We start from the raw sequence: 22,947 nt of genomic DNA on the forward strand, positions 1-22,947 counted from the left end.
AAGTAAAGTCAAAGGTAAGTCTGATTAATTGCGAATTGATTGAAACATGAAGATAAAAAATAAAATTCTAAAAAGTATAACAATTGAGGGGTTAGCTGCTGAAGGAAAATGCTACGCTAAATGGGATGGACAAATCATTTTTATTGGCAATGTGGCTCCGGGGGATGTGTGCGACTTAAGAATTACAAAGAGAAAGAAGAGTTTTCTGCAGGCTGTTCCTACACATTTTCACTCTTATTCTGAGTTACGTAAAGAGCCATTTTGTGAGCATTTTGGTACGTGTGGTGGTTGTAAATGGCAGCACATTGGTTATGCTACTCAAACCAAGAGTAAGGAACAGCAGGTTGTAGATCAACTGCAACGGATTGGAAAAGTAGCGTATGACCAACTACATCCGATCATTGGGAGTGAAAAAACACAGTATTATCGTAATAAGCTTGAGTTCACTTTTTCGAATTCAAGATGGTTAACCAGAGAAGAAATTGCCTCTGGTAAAGAATTTGAAAAAAATGCCTTAGGATTCCATATTCCAGGTCGATTTGACAAGATTTTGGATATTAATCATTGTTACCTTCAGGAAGATCCCTCCAACAAAATCAGATTGGCTGTAAGAGATCTGGCGCTTGAGAAAGAGATATCTTTTTTTGATCTGGTAAAACAAGTTGGTTTTTTAAGAAACCTGATAATTAGAACGGCAAGTACGGGTGAAGTAATGGTGATTCTTCAAGTGACTGAAGATGACCAGAAAACTATCCAGCTTTTCACAGACCTTATTGCATCGTTTGATGAAGTTTCTTCTACCAATTATGTGGTGAACAATAAAGGAAATGATACATTTCATGATTTAGAAGTAATATGCGTTGGTGGCAAGCCCTATATTGAAGAGCAAATGACTTTCCCTCATTCTGATGAAAAAGTAACATTTAGAGTTGGTCCTAAGTCTTTTTATCAAACTAATTCAGAACAAGCCGAAGTATTGTATAAGCGTGCATGGGAGTTGGCTAAAATAAGTTCAGAAGATACTGTCTATGACTTATATACGGGTACCGGAACAATAGCTAATTATGTATCTAAATCTGCTAAAAAGGTGGTAGGCGTTGAGTATGTAGAAGCTGCCATTGAAGATGCCAAAATCAACTCTGAAATAAATGGTATTGCAAATACTACCTTCTATGCGGGTGATATGAAGGATATTCTAACGGCTGATTTTATTAATGCCAACGGTAAACCAGATATCATTATTACCGATCCGCCTCGTGCAGGTATGCATCCCGATGTGTGCAATGTGCTATTAAAGAGTGATGCTAAACGAATTGTTTATATCAGTTGTAACCCTGCCACTCAAGCGAGGGATTTGGCTTTACTCAATGAAAAGTACAGAGTAACTGAAGTGCAGCCGGTAGATATGTTCCCGCACACGCATCATGTTGAGAACATTGCCGTATTGGAGTTGAAATAAAAAGGAGGCTAATGCCTCCTTCCACTATCTTTTATAAATCACCCCATCAGGCTCATTATCGAAGTGTTTTTCATAGATGTCACGATATTTTTTGGCATCAGAATCTGAAACTTTATCTCCATTCACCAGCACATCTCCATTTCTCTCAAATTCTAAGTCTGATAGTCTTTCACTGCCTTTGAGGTAGCCATCCTTTCTAATTTCATCCACTAGCTCGTTTTCAAATTCCTCCACTCTCTTTTGAATATTATGAGCCATGGCTTCAATTTCTCTCACTCTCAATTCTTCTACTTTTAGCTGCTTTTCCATTACTTCTTTGGCTCGCTCAAGCTCTGCATGAATGCGTTCCTCATCAACTAAAACCCGCTGAGCCATTTCCTTCGCACGTAATACTTCAGCCTGAATCATGTCCTCAAATCGCTTATCATCGAACTTGCTCATTTTAATACTCAGCTCTTCTGACATTCTGTTGAGTTCTTCACCGTGTTCTGCATAGAAATCTTCAAACTTTTTAGAAAACTCTTCCATAAATTCTTCCGACCATCTTGTCAGTTCTTCAGACCTGTCAAAATGGATTGAGTTTCTTCTCGGCCAATCATCATTTCTCCAGTCATCATCTTCTTCTAACGAATCCTTCTTTACCACTCGAGTTTCTTTTACAGCTCTTTTTTCTTCTACCCTTACGTTGGTTCTGGTTTGCACAACTCTATCGTCATCTTCTTTCGGATTCTCCCTATCGTCAGCAAACGCTACATCATTATTACTTTTCACTTTGACTTTCTTCTGTTGAGCGTCTACAATTGTATTTTTAATTACATCATTCTGATGTAAACGAGTTGGCTTGTCTTTTTTGGAGTACCAACTAAAGCTCATAATAATAGCCGCCATGACCAATAGCGCTATTAATTTTACTTCCATTTTGTTTTGAGTTTTCATACCTGTTAATCGTTTTATTCGTGTTATTAAGTTGTTATTGGTTGCAAATTGAGTGGCCAATAGAGGACGTAATCTCACCTCCTCTACCGCTGCAAGAGTTTTAATATATTCATTCTTATTTTCTAAAATTGACACTACTTCGTCATCCACAGCATTCTCTCTTTCAGCTCGAATAATGCCTGAAATCACCCACACAAAAGGATTAAAGAAGAAAATCGATTCAATTAAATGCTGTAAAATATTAACCAGAAAATCGTATCGCTTGATATGAACCAGTTCGTGTGAAATGATCAATTCAAGCTGACTCAAACTTAGGTTGGATGCATAGGAAATTGGAAATAAAATAACCGGTTTTAAAATTCCTACTACACACGGGACATCAATCCTTGTAGAAAATTTTAATTGTACAGGTTTTGATATACCCAATTTACTACTAAGTGTATTTGTAATTTCATGCCATTTATCATTAGTTACCAAAACAGATTTACTCACAAGCCATTTGAGATACACAATGCTGCCTGTAAACCGCAGAAGCATGGCGCCAACACCGGCAAGCCAAATAAAAACAATACTTTGAATATGTGATTGTATCCAACTTATGAATGCTATCGTACTTACATCTTCTACCAGATTACTTGAGAATACAAAGTAAACTTGATTCAACTCACCAGACTGAATTGAGCTGGTTTGGTAATACCAGAATGTGGCCAATGCACTTATTGATAGCATCAATAGTGCGATGCATGCCAACAGATATTTAATGGAAGAAGACTCGACCCTAAAAAGTGCCTTGAAACCAAACAGCACCAAAACCATGAACAAACCTTGCCACATTGAATGTAGAAGTGTGTACCCGATAGCTTCAATTACTCCAGTCATTTTTGTTCATCATTTAGTTTATCGATATACTCCTTAATCTCTTTAAGCTCCTTAGCATCAGATTTTTTGTTACCTAAAACCTGCATCACCATTTTCATAGCTGAACCCTGAAATGCGGTTTCCATAAGCTGCTCAACCAGTGTTTGTTGTATCGACTCTTGATTAATAATTGCCGTATACCGATGTGTTTTACCAAACAACTCTCTGGACACAATTCCCTTTTCGTGCATGATTTGCATGAACTTCAAAGTGGTGGTGTAACCTACCTCCTTTTCGGTGGATAGTTGTTCATTTACTTCCCTAACCGTTGAAGGGCCTTGCTTCCAAAGCACTTGAAGTATTTCTAATTCCTTATCAGTGGGTTTAATTTTCATATACGAAACTATTCGTAGACAAATGTAAATTTTGATTTTTAGAAAACAAATTTTAATACGAATTTTTTCGTAGATAGTTTCATACCACTCACGTAACTATTTATAAGAGTCTGTTAAACAGATGTCTACAGATGGGTTTTAATTGATTTTCTTTCTTATATTCAAGTTTAGAATTATGGCTAAACTCTCGAATGTATTAAGAATAGGCATTATTATTTTAGGCTTTATGGTTGGCTATGCCATGCTCACTGCCATCTTGTTCTATTTCGAGTCGCAGGACCCTAATGCTACCATTAAAGATTATGGTGATGCAATTTGGTTTGCCATGGTTACCTTGACCACTGTTGGTTATGGAGATTTGACTCCTGTTACGCAGGAGGGGCGCATTTTTGGTTCTATTTTTTTGTTGGCTAGTCTTGGTTTTTATGGTGTCATGATCGGTCAAATAAGTAGCATAATGAACACCATAAGAGAGAATAACAAACTGGGTATGAACGGAACAAACTTTACGAATCATGTAGTGATGGTAGGCTGGTCAGATTTTGGAAAAGCCGTTATTGATCAGCTAATAGCAGCAGGAAGGCAAGTAGCCGTTGTTACTAAGGAAAAAGACAACATCGATATTATAAGGGAGTTCTACCCTAACAAAAATGTATTTACGCTCTTTTCTGACTACAGTAATGTGGAGATGCTCACCAAATTGAATGTAGAAGAATGTTCCATTATTTTCGTGAATTTGGATGATGACACAGAAAAACTAGTGTACATACTTAATTTAAAGAAGCAGTTTAGCGATTTAAAATATGTGGTAACATTAGACAATGCCAACCTTAAAACCACTTTCCAAAGTGCAGGGGTAACCTATGCTGTAAGTAAACATGAAATAGCATCCCGTTTGTTGGCCAGCTATATTTTTGAGCCCGATGTGGCTGAATATTCTGAAGAAATATTATCCTACCCGCAAACAGACGAGCATTATGATATAAAGCAGTATAAAGTTTTAAAGGATAACCCTTACAATGGGCAATTTTACGACAAAGTTTTCTATGACATTAAAAAGGAGTTTAATGTTGTTTTGATTGGAATAGTGAAAATTGAAGATGGCAAAAGAACTCTGATGAAGAACCCGGAAGAAACAGTAAAAATCTCAGAGGAAGATTATTTGATAATGATCATTAATAAGAACTCTGTTAAAAAGCTAAAACGATTCTTTAATGTTGATGAAGGCTATTTATAAGAAACCCTGACACCTTATTCAGGGTCAGGGCCTCTACCAAACTACACTTATCAAACTAGTGCTAAATTTCAACCTGATCTAAATTGAGAAACTCAATTTGACCATCGTCATTTATATCAACGCCAACAAGGCTCTCTTTATTGACTTTACCTGCTAAAATTTCTTTAGAAAGTTGATTTAAAATCTCTTTCTGCAACACTCTCTTCAATGGTCTTGCACCAAATTGAGGATCGAAACCTTGCTTAGCTAAGTAATCCAATGCCTTATCAGAAATTTCAAGCTTCACTCCATTGTCCTCCAACATCTTCTGAATTGACTTGAACTGTATATCCACAATTTTTCGGATATCGGCTTTAGAGAGTGGTCTGAACATAATGGTTTCATCAATCCTGTTCAAGAACTCTGGTCTCATCGACTTTTTCATTAATTCAAATACCTGATTTTTAGTAGTCTCAAGAACTTCTTCATGGTTATCATCCGTCATATTTTCAAAATTCTCCTGAATAATGTGCGAGCCCATATTGGTTGTCATGATGATGATCGTATTCTTGAAGTTGGCTACGCGCCCTTTATTATCGGTCAATCTACCTTCATCTAACACCTGCAACAAGATGTTGAACACATCGGGGTGCGCCTTTTCAATTTCATCTAAGAGAATAACTGAGTAAGGCTTTCTTCTTACAGCTTCCGTTAACTGGCCGCCTTCATCATACCCTACATATCCCGGAGGCGCTCCTACCAAACGGCTCACTGAATGTCTTTCCTGATACTCCGACATGTCAATGCGTACCATGGCATTTTCATCGTTAAACAGGTATTCGGCCAAAGCTTTAGAAAGCTCGGTTTTTCCAACACCTGTAGTACCTAAGAAAATGAACGAACCGATTGGCCTTTTAGGGTCTTGTAATCCGGCTCTGCTCCTTCTCACTGCATCTGAAAGAGCCTGAATGGCCTCCTCTTGTCCGGCAACTCGTTTTCCTAATTCCTCTTCAAGATACAACAGCTTTTCACGCTCACTTTGAATCATTTTAGAGAGTGGTATGCCCGTCCAGCGAGAAACAACTTCTGCAATATCTTCTGAGTCTACTTCTTCTTTTAGCATAGAAGACCCTTGTTGCTCCTTCATTTTAGCCTGGAATTTTTCAAGATTTTGTTCCGCTTCTACAAGCTTACCGTATCGAATCTCTGCTACCAGACCAAAATCGCCAGCCTTCTCTGCTTGCTCCGCCTCAAACTTAAGCTTATCAATTTTTTCCTTTTCATTTCTGATACCCTGAACAACTGCCTTCTCATTTTCCCACTTGGCTTTCAGATCATTTCGTTTGTCAGTGAGTTCGGCAATTTCCTTGGTAAGATCTCTTTCCTTGTCTTTATCCTTTTCTCTTCTAATGGCCTCTCGTTCAATTTCTAATTGCATAATTCGTCTGTTCAACTCATCAAGCTCTTCAGGCATAGAGTCCATTTCTAATCTGAGTTTAGAAGCTGCCTCATCCATTAAGTCAATGGCCTTATCGGGCAAAAACCTATCTGAGATATATCTATTAGATAGCTCTACGGATGCAATCACAGCGTCATCTTTTATTCTTACACCGTGGTGCAGTTCGTATTTCTCCTTAATACCTCTGAGTATAGAAATTGCATCAGGTGTTGATGGCTCATCAACTGTAACTGATTGAAACCTACGCTCTAACGCTTTATCTTTTTCAACATACTTTTGGTACTCCTTAAGGGTAGTTGCACCAATTGCATGCAACTCGCCTCTTGCCAGCGCAGGTTTTAAGAGGTTCGCAGCGTCCATGGCTCCTTCTCCTCCACCTGCTCCAATTAAAGTGTGAATCTCATCGATGAACAAAATAATTTGCCCATCAGAATCTACTACTTCTTTAATTACGGACTTTAAACGCTCTTCAAACTCACCTTTATATTTGGCGCCAGCTACTAAAAGACCCATATCTAATGAGATAAGAATCTTGTCTTTTAAGTTTTCCGGAACATCGCCATCTACAATACGCTGTGCCATACCTTCCACAATGGCCGTTTTACCCACACCCGGTTCACCGAGTAGTATAGGATTATTCTTTGTTCGTCTGGATAATATCTGAAGCACTCTTCTGATCTCATCATCCCTACCTATTACCGGATCTATTTTACCTTTCTTGGCTTGCTCATTCAAGTTCACAGAATAGCGTTCCAATGATTTGTACTTAGATTCTGCATTCTGATCCGTTACCCTGCTATTACCTCTTAGCTCTTTAATAGCAGCCAACAACGTTTTGTACTCAAAACCAACATCCTTTAATAAGGAGGCCACCTTATCTTTACCTTGTAATAATCCAATAACTATATGCTCAACGGCTATGTACTCGTCATTGAACGTTTTTAGTTCTTTTTCTGCCTTTTGAAGTGCTGCGGCAGAATCGTTAGACAAGTAAGGTTTTTGACCACTTATTTTAGGGTAGCTCTGAATAATTTCTTCCAGTTTGGCGCTTAAATGGACCTGATTTACATTTAACTTTTTAATAATAAATGAAACCAAGTTTTCATCAGTGCTGAGAATAGCACTTAACAGGTGGCCAGGCTCAATGGCCTGCTGCTCAAAGCCCAAAGCCACTTCTGCTGCTTTTTGCAAAACCTCCTGCGATTTTATTGTGTACTTATCAAAATTCATTTTTTTATAACTTTTGTAGTCGGCAATCAGTTATCTCAATCTCGATCAATTAATTGCCTCATATTTCTTTTAATTATTCTTTCAATAGATATTTGTCAAATAGTAATCCAACTATTAAATCAGGTCATAATGGCATATTATATTTAAATATTACCTTAAAATATGTCAATATGTCTTTAATAAATCGCATATGAGTAATAACAAAATAGTCCCCCCTTCTGAGTTCATTCACACAGCTTCTTACACGGTTGCCATATCAGACATTAACTATGGCGGTCATGTAGGTAATGACAAAGTACTCACCATTATGCAGGAGGCACGGATGCAGTTTTTTCAACATCATGGCTATAAAGATGAAGTTTCGATAGAAAATAATGTTGGTATTATTGTAACTAATGCAGCTATAACCTATAAATCGGAAACATTTTATAGAGATGAACTGGTGATTAAGATAGCCATTGAGAACATCTCAAAAGTTGGATTTGACATGCTGTATGTTATCGAAAATCATACCTCAGGTAAAATAACCGCGCTTGGCAAAACCGGCATTGTTTGTTTCGACTATGAGCAAAAGAAGATTGCCTCAATTCCAACGAAATTTCTTCAAATAATAAAGCAAGGAAATTAAGATACTATCTTTGCAGCTATGGCAGCAAAAGACATCAGGCAACTTAGCGTAGAGGATATTGGCGATTACTTCGAGTCGATAGGTGAAAAGCGCTTTCGCGCCAAGCAAGTAGATGAATGGCTATGGAAGAAATCAGCCAAAGATTTTGACCAGATGACTAACCTTTCGTTGGCCACTCGAGAGCAGTTAAAAAAGGACTTTGTAATAAACCATATTGCGGTTGATCAGATGCAGCGCAGCTCTGATGGCACCATCAAAAATGCAGTTAAGCTATATGATGGAATGACTGTAGAATCTGTATTAATTCCAACTGAGAAACGGATTACGGCCTGCATTTCCAGCCAGGTAGGTTGTAGCCTTGATTGTCATTTTTGTGCAACAGCCAGACTAAAACGCATGCGCAACCTTAACCCTGACGAGATTTATGATCAGGTGGTTGCCATTAAAGAGCAAGGCGAGCAATTCTTCGGAAGACCGTTGACCAATATTGTTTTCATGGGCATGGGCGAGCCATTATTGAATTATAATAATGTGATTGCTGCCATTGACAAAATTACAGGCGATAAGGGATTGGGAATGTCAGCTAAACGAATTACTCTTTCCACTGTGGGTATACCTAAGCTCATAAAGAAAATGGCCGATGATGAAGTGAAATTCAACCTGGCAGTATCGTTACATTCAGCCATTAACGAGACCCGCTCTAAAGTAATGCCTATCAATGAAAAGAATCCATTGGAAGATCTTATTGATAGCCTTAAATACTGGTACGATAAAACCCGAAGAAAAATCACTTATGAATATGTGGTTTGGAAAGGCATTAACGACCAGCAAAAAGATGCCGAAGCACTATTAAAGATTTGTAAAGCCGTTCCTTCAAAGGTTAACTTAATAGAATATAACCCAATAGATGATGGTGAGTTTCAGCAGGCAGACCCTGCCGCTATTGGCCTGTATGTGAGGTTGTTAGAACAAAATGATGTAGCCATTACTGTTCGAAGAAGCAGGGGTAAAGATATAGATGCAGCGTGCGGACAATTGGCCAATAAGGGTGAAAATTAATCTGGTTATTCCCTTAGATTATTAGGGTTACATTCTTAAATTGTTGGTTATTAAATAGCTGATGACCAGATTTTTAGCCACGATAACAAATTTTGGAGTAGGTGAAGAAACCACTGACTTTGAAAAATTAAGGATCAGGCTCATCAATATTTTTGCTCTATTAGCCGGTGTGCTGGCCTTAGTTTTCGGCACGCTAAACCTTACTCTTGGGATCTACACTCAAGGGTTTATAATTTACACCGGTGTATTTATTTTAACAGTACCTACTCTTTATCTCAACTATAATTTAAAAACAAAAACGGCCAAATTATATTTAATTGGGGTTGGGTTTATCTTCATTGATGCCGTGGTTTTCAGAGCTGTTTTAAACTATGAGAACAGGTATAATGAAATATTTATGGTGGGTTATTCAACTATCATTGTCGTGCTTCTCGATAATCCAGGAAAGCTAATTCTATTTCTATTAACCGCCATTAGTACATTGATAATGATTACCATCAGGCAATTAAATGCAGGTCTAGAAATTACCAACGATACTATAATGGCCTACCTGAATACTGCAGTGGCCTTTTTTTGTGTCTACTATTTTACGGCAGTGTACAGAAATGCCCTTTTGGCCAATGTAAATAAACTAAAAGAATATAGCAGCACACTTGAAATACAGGAGAAGGAAATCATACAACAAAGGGATGAAATATTTAAAAACCGACAACTAATAAGGGCTACAATTGATAGCTTACCTGTTTTTATCGGTTTGCTTGATATGAATGGTAAGTATCTGATTGCCAATTCGCTCTATGAAAAAACATTTAATATTCCGGTTCAGGAAATTGAAACAATGCACTACACAAGTGTATTGCCAGAAAACATTCTTAAAATTCATGAACCTTTAATTATAGAAGGATTAAAAGGCAACTCTCCTGATTTTAATGAGCAAGTAAAGATGCCTGATGGAAGAAAAATATACACACTTGGTAAATATATCCCCATTTTTGATGCAAAAAAGGAGCAATTCGCACTGGCAGTTTATGTGATTAACATTACAGACTTAAAGGTAACAGAGAAAAAATTAATTGAACTAAACAAAACCAAAAACAGACTGCTTAGTATCATTAGCCATGATATTCGAGGGCCGCTCAACTCACTCAAAGGCATGATGAGTATCCGAGATACTATGTCGGAAGAGGAGTTTGAGGAGTTTAACAATAAACTGAGCATTCAACTTGGTAAGGTTACCTTTAATATTGATAACTTACTGAATTGGGCTAAAACACAAATGGAAGGCTTTAAGAGCAAGCCTGAAAAAGTAAATATCGAGAAGATATTAGAGCAAAATATCGATTTGTATAAAGAAGATTTAGTAGCAAAAAATATTGCTTTAACCAGCAGCCACGTTGTAACTTCTGAAGCCTGGGTAGATCAGGAAAGCCTGAAACTTGTGGTGAGAAACTTGCTAAGCAATGCTATTAAATTTACTCCTGAGAGAGGTACGATTGAGATCATCTCATCTGAAGGTCCGGATGAAATTATTATTGACATTATAGACAGTGGCGTAGGAATTTCTGAGGCACGCATTAAAGAATTACAAGCCGGGGCTAAGTCCATTAAATCGGAATCTGGCACGTCAGGGGAATCTGGCACAGGACTGGGCTTGTCATTAAGCATTGATTTAATCAAGCTGAATCATGGTAAGTTGATGCTCACCAACAATAGAACCACCGGAACCACCGCGCGAATTATTCTTCCGAAGAATAAATCATAACGAGCCGACTAATTCAATCATTCGACCTCTCATTTTTGCTGATGGTAACCTTCCAAGACCTGCTTTTAAATTATCTACCATGTGATGGGGTTTAGATGTGCCGGGTATAGCACATGTAACAGCCTCATTAGAAAGAAGATATTTGAGAAAAAACTGCCCCCAACTATCACAATCAAACTCCTGAGCCCAATCAGGCACTTGTTTGCCTTTTACCTTATGAAACAGAGAACCACCGCCATAAGGTCGATTGATAAGAACAGATATCCCTCTCTCTTTGGCTAAGGGTAAAATGGAGTTTTCTGCTTCTCGAGAATCAATAGAATAGTTCAATTGAATAAAATCGATAGGTTCTGACTTCATGATTGATTCCATTTTACTAAAAGCACTGGAAACATAATGGGTAATTCCGATATATCTAATCCTGCCCTGTTCTTTCCAATCTTTGAGAGTCTTAATGTGCGTTTGCCAATCCAATAAGTTATGAATTTGCATTAAATCCATTTTGGGCTTTTTCATCAGTTGCATCGACTGGTTCATTTGGTTGATACCTGATTGCTTACCGGAAGTCCAAACTTTGGTAGCCATGAAAAGCTCATTTGTAATGCCAAGCTTTGCGCTTAACTCACCAACCACTTCTTCCGACCTACCATACATGGGCGATGAATCTACCACAGAGCCACCATAATTTCTAAGCTCACGAAGCACTTGAGTCAAAGCATCACGTTCCGTAGAGTTACTTCCAACATCAAAAGTCTGCCATGTTCCCAACCCTACTACAGGAAGCATCTCATTGGTTGTTCCTATTGCCCTCGCTCGAATGTTACTCGTATCCAAATCAAATGATTTAAAACCCAGGCTTAAGCCTGCACCCGCTGCTGATATTAACTTAACTGCATTTCTACGATCCATCTCTCTATTTTAAAATTACACTTACTTTTTTACTTGTATAGTACCAAACTGCCACCAAGGGTATAATTGCTAATGATTTAAAGGCGAGTCCAATTCCTAAACTGTTTAATCCTGCAAAAAGTAGCGCGCCCAGCATATCTCCACTTCGATAAATAGCGGCATCCAAAAAGCCCTTATACTTATTCATGCCAGGTTTAATGCTGTAATAAAGCTCCCTGCTTGGCTTGGTGATGGTAAAGTTTCCCGTACGAAATACGACCACTGCAAATAGAATTGGAATTAGAGATGGTGAAAGGAAAATAAGTAGAAATAGCGATGCAGTTATCACCGGAATGGCCGTCACATGCTTTTCAATTTTAATATTTTGCTTAACCAGTAAATGGTGAACTGCCAACGTAAGCAAGCTAATGAGCAAGTCTCTGAATCCGAATACAATTTGAGGTTCTATGAAATTTTCATATCTGGAGATAATATCAAGTTGTTGATAGTATAAATAGGTAGCTACCAAGGAGTAAAGTAATAGGAATGAGCCATATCTGGTTTTGTCAAACCTCCTATATGAATCGGGAGTTTTCATCCTTACTTTATCACCAGCATAAGACATGGCAATACTAAAAGAAGCTGCAGCCATCACTATAAGGCCATTCAAAATCAGTGGCAGATAATCTTTGAAGCCAGATGCCACTAACGTTACCACCAGAATTGATCCAAGAATGGCACCCACAGAACCATAAGCAATAATAAAAGCAACATGACTTTCGGATTTACCTTCACACTCAGATAACGCTCTCCAAAACTGGGTAAGAATGACCAAGCTGATAGAACTTATTAATACGTAAATAAGTGACGCTTCTAATGGACCGTTCAGATAATGCGATATTGGAAAAATGAATACGAAAAGTACTGACAACAGGTAAAATCCGGATTTTCCATTAACATGAAATAGAAGTGCAGAAAAGACAATCAGAAGTACGAATGACAGCAACATAAGCAGTGGTAATATCTCCAAGCCTGCCATAAGTGCACTATCATCTTTCACCGGCCTAACCATTTGAAGCACAACCATGAGCAAGGTAAAAGAACATGTACTCCAGAATATAAATCCTCGATTTTGCATGTAACAAACCTGCTAAAAGCTCCTTCGCTTAATACAAGCTTTAGTTAATGCACATGTTGGTTTAATTAATTAGTATGCTTTTCGCGATACTTGGAGGGAGTGGTTTTGGTAAACTTTTTAAAGGCCTGATTAAACGAGGATAGGGAATTAAAGCCACAATCGAATGCTACGCTTGAAACTGTAAAATTCGGACTTTGTTTCAGTATTTCCTTAGCCTTTTCCACTCTGTAGCTATTCGTGAAATCAACAAAACTCATTTTTAACTTACTACCGAAAATTAAAGAAAGCAGATGCTTAGGGATATTCAACTCTTCAGAAAGCTTGGAAAGCGAATACTCATTATCAAGGTAAGGCGACTCTTCTTCATAATACTTCAGAATCTTTGTCTTGTATCCTTCAGCCTGATCTTCATCTAAATTAATGTTCTTGTATTTCGATTCGACATTGAAAATAGCATTGCGTTTTTTTATCAGGTAAAAACTAAGAAAATAGACTACCGCAGAATATACTATAGGTGCATAATAATACGGATTTAACCGTAGTTGATAATTGGAGAAGTAGATGAACACAAAAACCAATACACCAATTGTAAGTAACAAGCCCCAGGAAAATTGAAGCTTGTTAAAGCTGTTTCGTAAGTTGAGCAGTACTAGTAAAGATATAATCAGATAGATAATCGACTGAAACAATAACGCAGTATAACCACCCTGGTACCAGAAATCTTCTACAGAAAGCCAGGGAGCAGCCAGGAAAATTATTATCCCCGGGATAAAATGAATCCAATTTAATGGCCTCCAAGAAACTGTATTCTTCATTGAAAGGATGTAGAATAGCAACAATGGGCCAACGAAGTAATGTGCGGTAAAACCCACATTTAAGAACCATAATGGCACATCTTCGGTAAAAATGTACAGCGTTGATTTAATCACTCTTAACCCGAGCATCAGGAATAGAGCACCCAGAAGCTTTGACGACACGCTCCTTTTATCAAAAAAGATTAGAAAGTCGACACCCAAAAATATACTTTGGATACCTCCTACACTGCACACTATTAGAATGATATCTCTAATCGTCATGAAACGAAAATAGAGAATTCTAATTAATTATATCATTCATTTCGCAATACGGTTACCGGATTGAGCATGGCAGCGCGTATTACATGATAAACTGTAGAAGCAGCAGCAAAGAACACGGTTAATGATAAAGTAAAGAGTAAAATGAATGAATTGAATTCGATATGAAAGGCAAAGCCTGAAAGCCAGTCTTTACCAAAATAAATTACGAAGGGTATGGCTATTAAATTGCCAATTGCCACCAGCACAAGAATATCTTTAAAAATCAATTTCATTATTGATAAAACACTTGAGCCCAACACCTTACGAATCCCGATTTCTTTAAGTCTCTTTTCCACCATGAAAAAAGACAATGAAACCAATCCCAAAAATGAGATAAACAACGTGAGATAGGTAAATACTTTAAAAACCTCAAAAAATACACCTTCAGCATCATGTCTCCGGTTAAGCTGACTATCGAGCCAGTAGTAAGAGAATGGTAGTTCTGGAAATGTTTGTTTGAATATAGATTCAATTCCTGCAATGTTTTGCTGATAATTGGTTGATTCCATTCTTATCATCATATCCGACAATTCCGTACTGATGTTAAAATAGGCCGTTGGTTTAAAATCTTCTTTCAGCGACTCTTGAAAGTAATTATCAACCACTCCAATGATTTCAAACTCCCCCATGCCCATAAACTGCACGCGATTTCCTAAGGCCGCCTCAGCATTATTAAATTCATAAAGTTCTAAGGCCTTGCTATTAATAATTACCCTGTTGCTATCTGCTTCATTTAAGAAGTATCTTCCTGCTACTAACTTTGATTGTAGCATTGGAAAGTAATCTTTACCCACAACCATCTTAAAACAAACTGCACTGTTCGATCTTTCATCATCCTCCCCTATTCTGGCCGTACCTCCACGCCAACCTACTTGTTTTCCCGGCACATCTGAGGTAAAAGCGGCTTTTGATGCATAGCCAGAAGCAATTAACTGATTTTTGAAAAGTGTAAGCTTACGTTTGTGATCATCGGGGTTTTGAAACAGATCCGAAGCCTCTACTATTAAAGTTTGAGAGGTATCAATGCCTAAATCCTGCTCATTCATGAACGAAAACTGGCCGTACACAATTAATGTCCATGAAACTAACCCGGCACTTGCTGCGAACTGCGCAGTTACCAACGCTTTTCTCAATCTGCCCGTAGTTGTGTTTCCTCCTTTTTGCTTTAAGCTCGCTATTGTTCCAAATCTCGAAATGACTAAAGCGGGGTAAAACCCGGTAATTAACGTACAGAATACCCAAAGAGCACAAACAAAAAGTATAAAATCATTTGTAATGATATTTGTAAATACCAGTTGAGCATTTGCCAGTTCATTGAACATAGGAATAGCCATCCATAGCAATACAATACTCAAGACTATTGAGATAAGATTAACTAATGCAGATTCCAGAAAAAACTGTACAACTAATTGAGACTTCTTTGAACCCAGTGTTTTTCTAATGCCCACCTCTTTGATTCTTTCTGAGGCTTGAGAAATGTATAAATTGATGTAGTTAACCCAGGCAGTTATTAAAATTACCACCGCCACAATGATCAAAAATAGAATGGTATCATAATCGCCATTGGCAGTCATCTCCTGATTTATGTTCGAATGCAGGTGAATGTCTGCTAGTGGTTGAAGTTCAAAATTCACCATTTTACTTCCCCTACGCTCACCACCGTGCTTGTCAATAAATGCGGGGAATCTGGAAGTAAGTGACTCGATATCAGCAGAGGGATCAACCTGAATATAAGTGATGTAATCGAACCAGTTCCAGGCATAGGCATGCTCCTGACCAATAAGATTAACCAAGGAACTATATGAAACCAATATGTCGGCTGGCAAGTGAGTATCATTTCTTTTTTCAAATACTCCAGTTATTGTGTATTCGGTAATGCCATCAATCGAATTTATGGAAATGGTTTTATCAATCGGGTCTTCCTCTGGAAAGTAAACTTGTGCTACCTCATCAGAAATTACAGCAGTATGCACATCTATTAATGCTGTTTTCGAATTACCCTTGAGCATGTGAAATGAAAACAAATCGAAGTAAGAACTATCTACATAATGAATGTGCTTAAATGTTTGAATATTCGATTTGTATTGAACGAAACCACCATCACCGAAACCCATGGGAATTATTCGGCAAAACTTAGTAACCTCTGGCATATCTTCCGTTAAACCGGGGCCAACAGCTGAGAAGGTAGCCGGTGTGTGATAAGGTTTTCTACCTTCAGGAGTGAACAACATTGAAACTCGATAGGTATTCTCAAAGTCTTTGTGAAAATGATCGTACGAAAGCTCTCGGTAAGCATGAGTTATAATGATTAGGAAGGAGGCTACGCCAACAGAAAGGCCTAAGATGTTAATGATGGTAAGCTTCCAGTGCCGATTTAAATTCCTGAAGGAGGTGACCAAGTAGTTGCGAATCATAGACTATATTTTTCACCTAAATTGTGGATTGCGCAATTGCAGCTATGTTTAATTAATTAATTCGCAAGTCTGATAAATTAAATGACCGTATTTGTATATGGGTAAAAATGAATATTATTTAAATTCAACTACTTAAAACCCAAATTTATTGATCGATGAAGAAGCTATTAATTTTAACCCTTTTAATTACGCTAGCATTAACGGAAGTATCCTATTCCCAATCCGAATTTAAAGTTATCACCGTGGTAGAATCCATTGTTCCTGGAGGATTAGGAAGGTCACGACTTATTGAAAACACCAGTGATGTTGACATTGAAGAGTTCACTACTGAAAGAACTGATGGTAAAAAAAGTGATCAGGGCAGTATTAAGAGAAAAGATGCTAAAGTAGACGAATTTGAAGAGTCAAAACTTTTAAACTTTTACTCTTTAACAGGTATAAACTTTCAAAATATAGCTTCGAATGATGCCCTCATAACCTCGAAAATAAATCAAATGCTAGCCGAGGGCTGGGATTTAGTATTTGTAACAAGTGCTGCGGAGAGTGATGCCGGTAAAGATGATGGCGATGGTATTTACATCACAAGGTTATTTTTTAAGAGATAATGAACAGTGGCTATTTGCTTGGTATTTTCTTACCAAAAAGTCTTTTTGTAACTTCCATTGGAATTAACCGATTCAGCTATGAGCACTTTTAAACTAACCTTATCATTATCCCTTATTGTTTTATCCCTGTCAAGCTGTGAAGCACAAATACCGAACAAAGAACAACAAATTGCCTCAGCTGTGATGGCTGCACCAGAAGAAAAGCGAGCAGATGCCACCGTCATGGGATATAATGACAAAAATGAGTTGGTCATCATCAAACTAGGAACTAACGAATTAATTTGTCTTGCTGATGATCCTCAAAAAGAAGGCTACAATTCGTCTTGCTATCACAAAGATTTAGAGCCTTTCATGGCACGAGGAAGAGAACTACAAGCTGAAGGGAAATCAAGGGAGGAAATTTTTGATATTCGTGCTAAGGAAGCTGAAGAAGGTAAATTAATTCTACCAAAGAACCCTGCAACACTTCACGTTTTATCAGGTGCGAATGGGTATTATGATGCCGAAAAAGGGGAAGTGGTTAACGCCAATTTAAGGTATGTAGTTTATATTCCTTACGCCACTCAGGAGTCAACTGGTCTGCCAATCAGGCCGCTTGTGCCTGGCGGACCTTGGATTATGGACCCGGGAACACATAGAGCACATATTATGGTTACACCGCCTGTAGATAATTAAGATCCTAGCCAGTTCTTAAAATCGGTGGCTTTTTCCGCACTAATAGTAACGGGCTCTTCAGGTTTATGAGTTAACTCCACAAGCAACTTACCTTTGTGGTATTTATGAGTTGCCTGAATAGCAGTGAAACCAATTAAATATTGGCGATTGGCTCTATAAAATCGCTCAGGATCCAGTTGGTTAACAAGCTCGTCCAGGTTATAATCCATCAAATACTTCTTATCGTCTAGTGTTACAAGGTAAACCACTCCATTTTTGGTGAAGAAATAAGCAATGTCACTGGTTTCTACTGAAAGAAGTTTCTCGCCTTGCTTCAACAAAAATCTTGACTTGAATTTCCTGTCATCCATTCTAATTTTACCAATCAGTTCATTTAAATCAACAGCAGCATTGGTACTACCAAACGTATTTTTCAGGTCGTTATATTTTTGTAAGCTTTGAGCTAAATCTTCTTTTTTAATGGGTTTGAGTAGGTAATCGATGCTACTCACCTTAAAGGCCTTTAGCATATACTCATCAAATGCTGTGGTGAATATGACTGGTTTGGTGATCTTAATTTTCTCGAAAATCTCGAAGCTAATTCCATCACTCAACTGAATATCCATGAAGATGAGGTCAGGCTCATTATGATTTCTCAACCACATCACGGATTCTTCCACACTGTCGATTACCTCTACAATCTCAATATCCGGATTGATTTCCTCCAGCACTTTCTGAAGCCTTCTGAATGCTGGCGCTTCATCTTCTATGATGAGTATTTTCATGCTGAAACTAGACTTTTTTCGCTAACTACATTCAAAAGAGGAACGGCCACCATAAAATTGCCATGTGTGACAATCACGTCAATATTATAATCTCCAAAATAGGCATAGCGTTTTCTGATATTTTGCAAGCCGGTTTTTGTAGATTTTTCGATTGATTTCTTCTCCTGAAGGTTATTCTTCACAATAAGTGATTTTCCATTTTCAGCGTATATTTCTATGTGTAGTGGATGCGCTTTTGATATCACATTATGCTTAATTGAATTTTCAACCAGCATCTGCAACGTGAGTGGAGCTATACTTTTTTCCATATAACTATCAGCCACTCGAATATCTACTGACAGGTTTTCAGGATAGCGCATCTGAAGAAGAAAAATATACGCTTTCACAAAAGCTAATTCATCTTCCAATGACACCAACTCTTTCTCTTTATTCTGCAAAATATAACGATACACCTCCGAGAGTTTCTCCGTGAAATTCACAGCCAAATTTTGGTCTTCAGCTATGAGAGTAGTTAAGGTATTCAGACTATTAAATAAAAAATGTGGACTCATCTGATTTTGTAATACCTCGAATTGTGTTCGAATCTGCTGATTTTTAAGCTCCTCATTTAACCGGATTGAATTTTTCCACTGCTCAAAGAAGTATACGTTTTCATATACCGATCCTACAACTGAAGCGGTAATAACGTTAATCACGGCATTTCCGGCTAAATAAGAGAAAGAGAAAATATCCTGATCTTGATTAAAGTTAAAGATTGAACATAAAATTGGATCTGCCACAGTCATAAAAGAAACCAAAGAAACAAATGTGATCAATAATCTTTTGGGGGTTTGTCTAATCTGTGGAAATCTCCTTCTGAAGTACATGAACATGGCGAATGCCGCATTCCAATAGGTAGCTGTAAATATGAATGAGGTAAAGTATTTCTCTAATGGTGTTTGTCCTTCGTCAATACCATGAATTAACATCATAATATAAGACAATATAAAGATGCCTATCCAACGAACGTAAACCTCCTTAAAAGTAATTCCTGCTATTTTCATCAGCTTCAAATTTGTACAAAATACGATTTTCTGGTAATAAGATGGAACACAATCTCAACTCAAACCGGATAATTAACATTTGAAACCTAATTTATTTCATTTGAAGCAATACTTACTTCCCAATAGAAGCCATGCAGCGTAAATCATAAATAATCCTGTCTCATTTTACTTATTTATGGCTTCACCTAAAAACTCATTTCTTAAAATTGATCAGCCTCATACATTGGTCTCAGATTCAAACAAAAAAAGAAAATGAAAAATCTCAGACCTTTATTTTTAGTATGTCTTGGCTTTCTATCCTTTAATCTACAAGCTCAAACGCAAGTAGTAAAAGGCACAATCATAGATCAACAGGCAGAGTACCCAATTATTGGGGCATCAATTATAGTAGCTAACAGTGAACCTCTCATCGGAACCGTAACGGATTTAGAGGGTAATTTCCGTTTAGAAAAAGTACCCGTTGGCAGACAAACACTTATTGTCCAATATGTAGGTTACAAAAGTATCACTCTACCAAACGTTCTTGTCACATCAGGTAAAGAAGTAGTGCTAAATGTAAAACTGGAAGAGTCGGTTGAGAAGCTTGATGAAATTGTAATAACGGCAGATGCAAATAAGGACTTACCTCTAAATGATTTAGCCAAGGTAAGTGGCAGAACGTTTAACCTGGAAGAAACTCTTCGTTTTTCAGGTGGAAGAAATGATGTAGCTAGATTAGCCACTTCGTTCGCAGGTGTAAGTGCACCAGATGATTCACGAAACGATATTGTGGTAAGAGGAAATTCTCCCACTGGGTTATTATGGAGAATTGAAGGTATTCCTATGCCAAACACCAATCACTTTGCTGCTTTTGGTACTACAGGTGGCCCTGTAAATGCATTGAATCCGAATTTATTGGCCACTTCCGATTTTCTTACCGGTGCTTTTCCTGCAGAATATGGTAATGCCACTTCTGCTGTTTTTGATGTAGGCTTCAGAGATGGCAACAAAGATAAATTTGAATTTACCGGACAACTAGCTGCCTTTAGTGGATTGGAGTTTATGGCAGAAGGGCCCGTTTTTAAAGAAACAGGAGGTTCATTTATTGCTTCTTACAGATACGGTATAGCCAGTTTAGCCGCTACCGGCACAAGCGCTACACCATTTTTTCAGGACTTTTCTTTTAAACTGAATAGCGGCAACACGAAGAGTGGAAAATGGGAATTATTTGGCCTTGGAGGTATAAGCAACATCGATTTTCTTGGCGATGAAATTGAAGAAGATGATCTATTTGCCAACCCGAATGAGGATGCTTTTGTTGAAAACGGACTTGGACTCATTGGTTTGAGTAATACCATCAAACTCAACAAAACCACCTTTCTTAAAACTACAGTAGGTGTTAATTACAATTCTTCCGATTTCGATCAGGACAATTTATTTAGAAGTGAACCAAATGGTCCAATAACCGGAAAATATCGTGCAACAGAATCGGAGCAACAAGAAAATAGGCTTACTCTATCATCTACTTTAAACAAAAAGTTTAACGCGAAATGGAGTTTAACAACGGGTTTCTTAAATGAAACTTACGATTTGAAGATCGATACTAAAAATGCCGATAATAGAAACCTCGCTGATGAGGGCCTTGACAATAATAACGATGGTATTCCCGATCTACTACCACAAGTATTGTTTGTAGATGACCAGTATAATTTAACACAAGTATTCGCACAGGCAGAAAATAACATCACTGATGATTTAAGCCTTACGTTTGGATTACATGGCCAGTATTTGGACTATACTGAAGATTTTATTGCTGAACCAAGAATTGGACTTAGCTGGCAAGCCAGACCTAACCAACGTTGGAGCGTAGGCTACGGACTGCATTCTCAGGTAGTGCCTGGCCCCGTTTTATTCTACACCGAATTTGACCCAGCGAACAACACATTTGAACGTACTAATGACGAGTTAGACTTCATTAAAAGCCACCACTTTGTATTGGCTTACGATAGGAATTTAGGCACTGACTGGAGGTTAAAAGCTGAGGCGTATTATCAAAGCTTGTTCGATGTGCCAGTGGAGTCAACCCCTTCCAGCTATTCTGTTATCAATGAAGGTTCAGATTTTGAGTTCAGGGAAAAAGGCAACTTAGTGAATGATGGCACTGGCTTTAATACTGGTGTAGAACTCACTATTGAAAAGTTCTTCAGCAAAGGTTACTACCTACTTTCAACAGCATCAGTGTTTAACTCCAAATACGAAGGTAGCGATGGCGTAGAAAGAAATACTGCTTATAATGGAAATTATGTATACAATTTACTGCTAGGAAAAGAATGGAAATTTGGTCCTGGGGGTAAAAACGCCTGGACTTTCGATACCAAATTCACCACTGCGGGTGGCAGACCGTATACGCAAATCAACCTTCAGGAAACTATCAATAATGGTGGGCGCGAAGTGTTTAACGAAAATAGGGCCTACGAAGAATCATTAGCTGATTACGTACGATGGGATGTAAAATTTGGAGTTCGATTAAATAGCAAAAACAAAAATATTTCACATCAATTTTTTGTAGATCTTCAGAACGTTTTAGGAATTGAAAATGAGTTTACCAGAAGGTATAACGAAGTAACCGGCAGAGTGGACGTGGTAGAGCAAAATGGTTTCTTCCCAGATGTGATGTATAGAATACAGTTTTAATGATGGCTTTCGAAGTACGACTAAATGATCAGGCAAGGCTTCAATTAGGTGAAGAAATTAGATTTCTTCACCTGAAGTCTCAATTCACTTCAGATACTGGTTTTCAGCAACTTCTCATTAACAACTTAAAAAGTTATATATCTTCATTTGAACTGGAACGCCTATTAATTGAAGTGCCTACGTTAAACTCTGAAAGCAACGAACAACTTAAACTAGCTTTTGAAAATATAATTAAACCACGCATCAAAATTAAAGTTGCCTTGATTATAGGTGTGGCAACTGATGCAGAGAGCTTAACAGAGTTAAAATTGATTCTGGGCAATTTTATTAATGCCTTTACTTTTAAAATTTTAAATACTGTCGAAGCCGGAGTAGACTGGCTAACGGAACAACCTAAACAATAAAATCATGCAAGTCGAAATTTTCTCCACCAATATCAATTCATCAAAACAGGCAAATATTATCATCGGACTTATCCATTTATGTTTTCCTCACTTAAGTGCGCATGTGGATTTATTTGATTCAGATCATGTATTACGAATTGAAACGAATCACGGTAGATTAAATCCCTATGAAATAAGCCAATATATTCAGACCTTGGGTTTTAAAGCACAACTAATCAAATAAACT

General features: G+C 37.7%; 19 protein-coding genes. 10 read left to right on the plus strand and 9 right to left on the minus strand.

The window, feature by feature from the left end; translation table 11 throughout:
- The first annotated feature begins 46 nt into the window (after positions 1-46).
- The gene (gene rlmD, locus JR347_RS17320) at positions 47-1,459 is read left to right on the plus strand and encodes a 23S rRNA (uracil(1939)-C(5))-methyltransferase RlmD (RefSeq protein ID WP_205721831.1); all 1,413 of its coding nucleotides are present in this window, start codon (positions 47-49) and stop codon (positions 1,457-1,459) included.
- A 24-nt stretch (positions 1,460-1,483) separates the two neighbouring features.
- Here the strand turns inward: rlmD and JR347_RS17325 are convergent, their stop codons facing one another.
- Positions 1,484-3,274, minus strand: a complete 1,791-nt coding sequence (locus tag JR347_RS17325; protein WP_205721832.1) for a M56 family metallopeptidase — start codon at positions 3,272-3,274, stop codon at positions 1,484-1,486.
- Entirely contained in the window at positions 3,271-3,648 is a 378-nt protein-coding gene (locus JR347_RS17330; RefSeq protein ID WP_205721833.1) for a BlaI/MecI/CopY family transcriptional regulator, read from the minus strand. Before JR347_RS17330 ends, JR347_RS17325 begins: the two co-directional genes overlap by 4 nt.
- A 175-nt stretch (positions 3,649-3,823) precedes the next feature.
- Between JR347_RS17330 and JR347_RS17335 the strand changes: the two genes are divergently transcribed.
- Positions 3,824-4,885: a potassium channel family protein gene (locus JR347_RS17335; RefSeq protein WP_205721834.1), complete on the plus strand. Its 1,062-nt coding sequence runs from the start codon at positions 3,824-3,826 to the stop codon at positions 4,883-4,885.
- 61 nt (positions 4,886-4,946) lie between these two features.
- Here the strand turns inward: JR347_RS17335 and clpB are convergent, their stop codons facing one another.
- A complete protein-coding gene (clpB, locus tag JR347_RS17340) occupies positions 4,947-7,553 on the minus strand; it encodes an ATP-dependent chaperone ClpB (protein ID WP_205721835.1) in 2,607 nt (868 codons plus the stop codon).
- A gap of 190 nt (positions 7,554-7,743) precedes the next feature.
- Here clpB and JR347_RS17345 point away from each other — a divergent pair, with 190 nt between their 5' ends.
- The 3 genes from JR347_RS17345 (at position 7,744) to JR347_RS17355 (ending at position 11,002) form a co-directional block, all read left to right on the plus strand.
- Positions 7,744-8,181, plus strand: a complete 438-nt coding sequence (locus JR347_RS17345) for an acyl-CoA thioesterase (RefSeq protein ID WP_205721836.1) — start codon at positions 7,744-7,746, stop codon at positions 8,179-8,181.
- Positions 8,182-8,199: 18 nt separating this feature from the next.
- Positions 8,200-9,240 (plus strand): 23S rRNA (adenine(2503)-C(2))-methyltransferase RlmN, encoded by a 1,041-nt coding sequence (gene rlmN, locus JR347_RS17350; RefSeq protein ID WP_205721837.1) that lies wholly within the window; start codon positions 8,200-8,202, stop codon positions 9,238-9,240.
- Between the two features lie 61 nt (positions 9,241-9,301).
- A complete protein-coding gene (locus JR347_RS17355) occupies positions 9,302-11,002 on the plus strand; it encodes a sensor histidine kinase (protein ID WP_205721838.1) in 1,701 nt (566 codons plus the stop codon).
- Here the strand turns inward: JR347_RS17355 and JR347_RS17360 are convergent.
- The 4 genes from JR347_RS17360 to JR347_RS17375 all read right to left on the minus strand — a co-directional run bounded on the left by JR347_RS17360 (position 10,997) and on the right by JR347_RS17375 (position 16,557).
- Positions 10,997-11,911, minus strand: a complete 915-nt coding sequence (locus tag JR347_RS17360) for an aldo/keto reductase (protein ID WP_205721839.1) — start codon at positions 11,909-11,911, stop codon at positions 10,997-10,999. The two genes, JR347_RS17355 and JR347_RS17360, sit on opposite strands and share 6 nt — an antisense overlap.
- Before the next feature lie 4 nt (positions 11,912-11,915).
- Positions 11,916-13,028 (minus strand): hypothetical protein, encoded by a 1,113-nt coding sequence (locus JR347_RS17365; RefSeq protein ID WP_205721840.1) that lies wholly within the window; start codon positions 13,026-13,028, stop codon positions 11,916-11,918.
- A gap of 65 nt (positions 13,029-13,093) precedes the next feature.
- Positions 13,094-14,104 (minus strand): helix-turn-helix domain-containing protein, encoded by a 1,011-nt coding sequence (locus tag JR347_RS17370; RefSeq protein ID WP_205721841.1) that lies wholly within the window; start codon positions 14,102-14,104, stop codon positions 13,094-13,096.
- Positions 14,105-14,136: 32 nt separating this feature from the next.
- Positions 14,137-16,557 (minus strand): ABC transporter permease, encoded by a 2,421-nt coding sequence (locus JR347_RS17375; protein WP_205721842.1) that lies wholly within the window; start codon positions 16,555-16,557, stop codon positions 14,137-14,139.
- 155 nt (positions 16,558-16,712) lie between these two features.
- Between JR347_RS17375 and JR347_RS17380 the strand changes: the two genes are divergently transcribed.
- Together JR347_RS17380 and JR347_RS17385 are read left to right on the plus strand one after the other, a co-directional pair.
- The gene (locus tag JR347_RS17380) at positions 16,713-17,162 is read left to right on the plus strand and encodes a hypothetical protein (RefSeq protein WP_205721843.1); all 450 of its coding nucleotides are present in this window, start codon (positions 16,713-16,715) and stop codon (positions 17,160-17,162) included.
- A 78-nt stretch (positions 17,163-17,240) separates the two neighbouring features.
- The gene (locus JR347_RS17385) at positions 17,241-17,837 is read left to right on the plus strand and encodes a hypothetical protein (RefSeq protein WP_205721844.1); all 597 of its coding nucleotides are present in this window, start codon (positions 17,241-17,243) and stop codon (positions 17,835-17,837) included.
- Here the strand turns inward: JR347_RS17385 and JR347_RS17390 are convergent.
- Together JR347_RS17390 and JR347_RS17395 are read right to left on the minus strand one after the other, a co-directional pair.
- Entirely contained in the window at positions 17,834-18,601 is a 768-nt protein-coding gene (locus JR347_RS17390) for a LytR/AlgR family response regulator transcription factor (RefSeq protein WP_205721845.1), read from the minus strand. The two genes, JR347_RS17385 and JR347_RS17390, sit on opposite strands and share 4 nt — an antisense overlap.
- Complete coding sequence (locus JR347_RS17395) at positions 18,598-19,644, minus strand: sensor histidine kinase (protein ID WP_205721846.1); 1,047 nt, start codon at positions 19,642-19,644, stop codon at positions 18,598-18,600. The genes JR347_RS17390 and JR347_RS17395 overlap by 4 nt, the downstream gene beginning before the upstream one ends.
- 252 nt (positions 19,645-19,896) lie before the next feature.
- Between JR347_RS17395 and JR347_RS17400 the strand changes: the two genes are divergently transcribed.
- Genes JR347_RS17400 through JR347_RS17410 form a run of 3 tightly spaced genes read left to right on the plus strand, consistent with a single transcriptional unit; the run spans position 19,897 to position 22,944 of the window.
- Entirely contained in the window at positions 19,897-22,317 is a 2,421-nt protein-coding gene (locus JR347_RS17400) for a TonB-dependent receptor (protein ID WP_205721847.1), read from the plus strand.
- Complete coding sequence (locus tag JR347_RS17405; RefSeq protein ID WP_205721848.1) at positions 22,317-22,721, plus strand: hypothetical protein; 405 nt, start codon at positions 22,317-22,319, stop codon at positions 22,719-22,721. The genes JR347_RS17400 and JR347_RS17405 overlap by 1 nt, the downstream gene beginning before the upstream one ends.
- Positions 22,722-22,725: 4 nt before the next feature.
- Positions 22,726-22,944, plus strand: a complete 219-nt coding sequence (locus tag JR347_RS17410) for a hypothetical protein (protein ID WP_205721849.1) — start codon at positions 22,726-22,728, stop codon at positions 22,942-22,944.
- The last annotated feature ends 3 nt before the right edge of the window (positions 22,945-22,947 follow it).

This window comes from Fulvivirga lutea (assembly GCF_017068455.1).
GTDB lineage: Bacteria > Bacteroidota > Bacteroidia > Cytophagales > Cyclobacteriaceae > Fulvivirga > Fulvivirga lutea.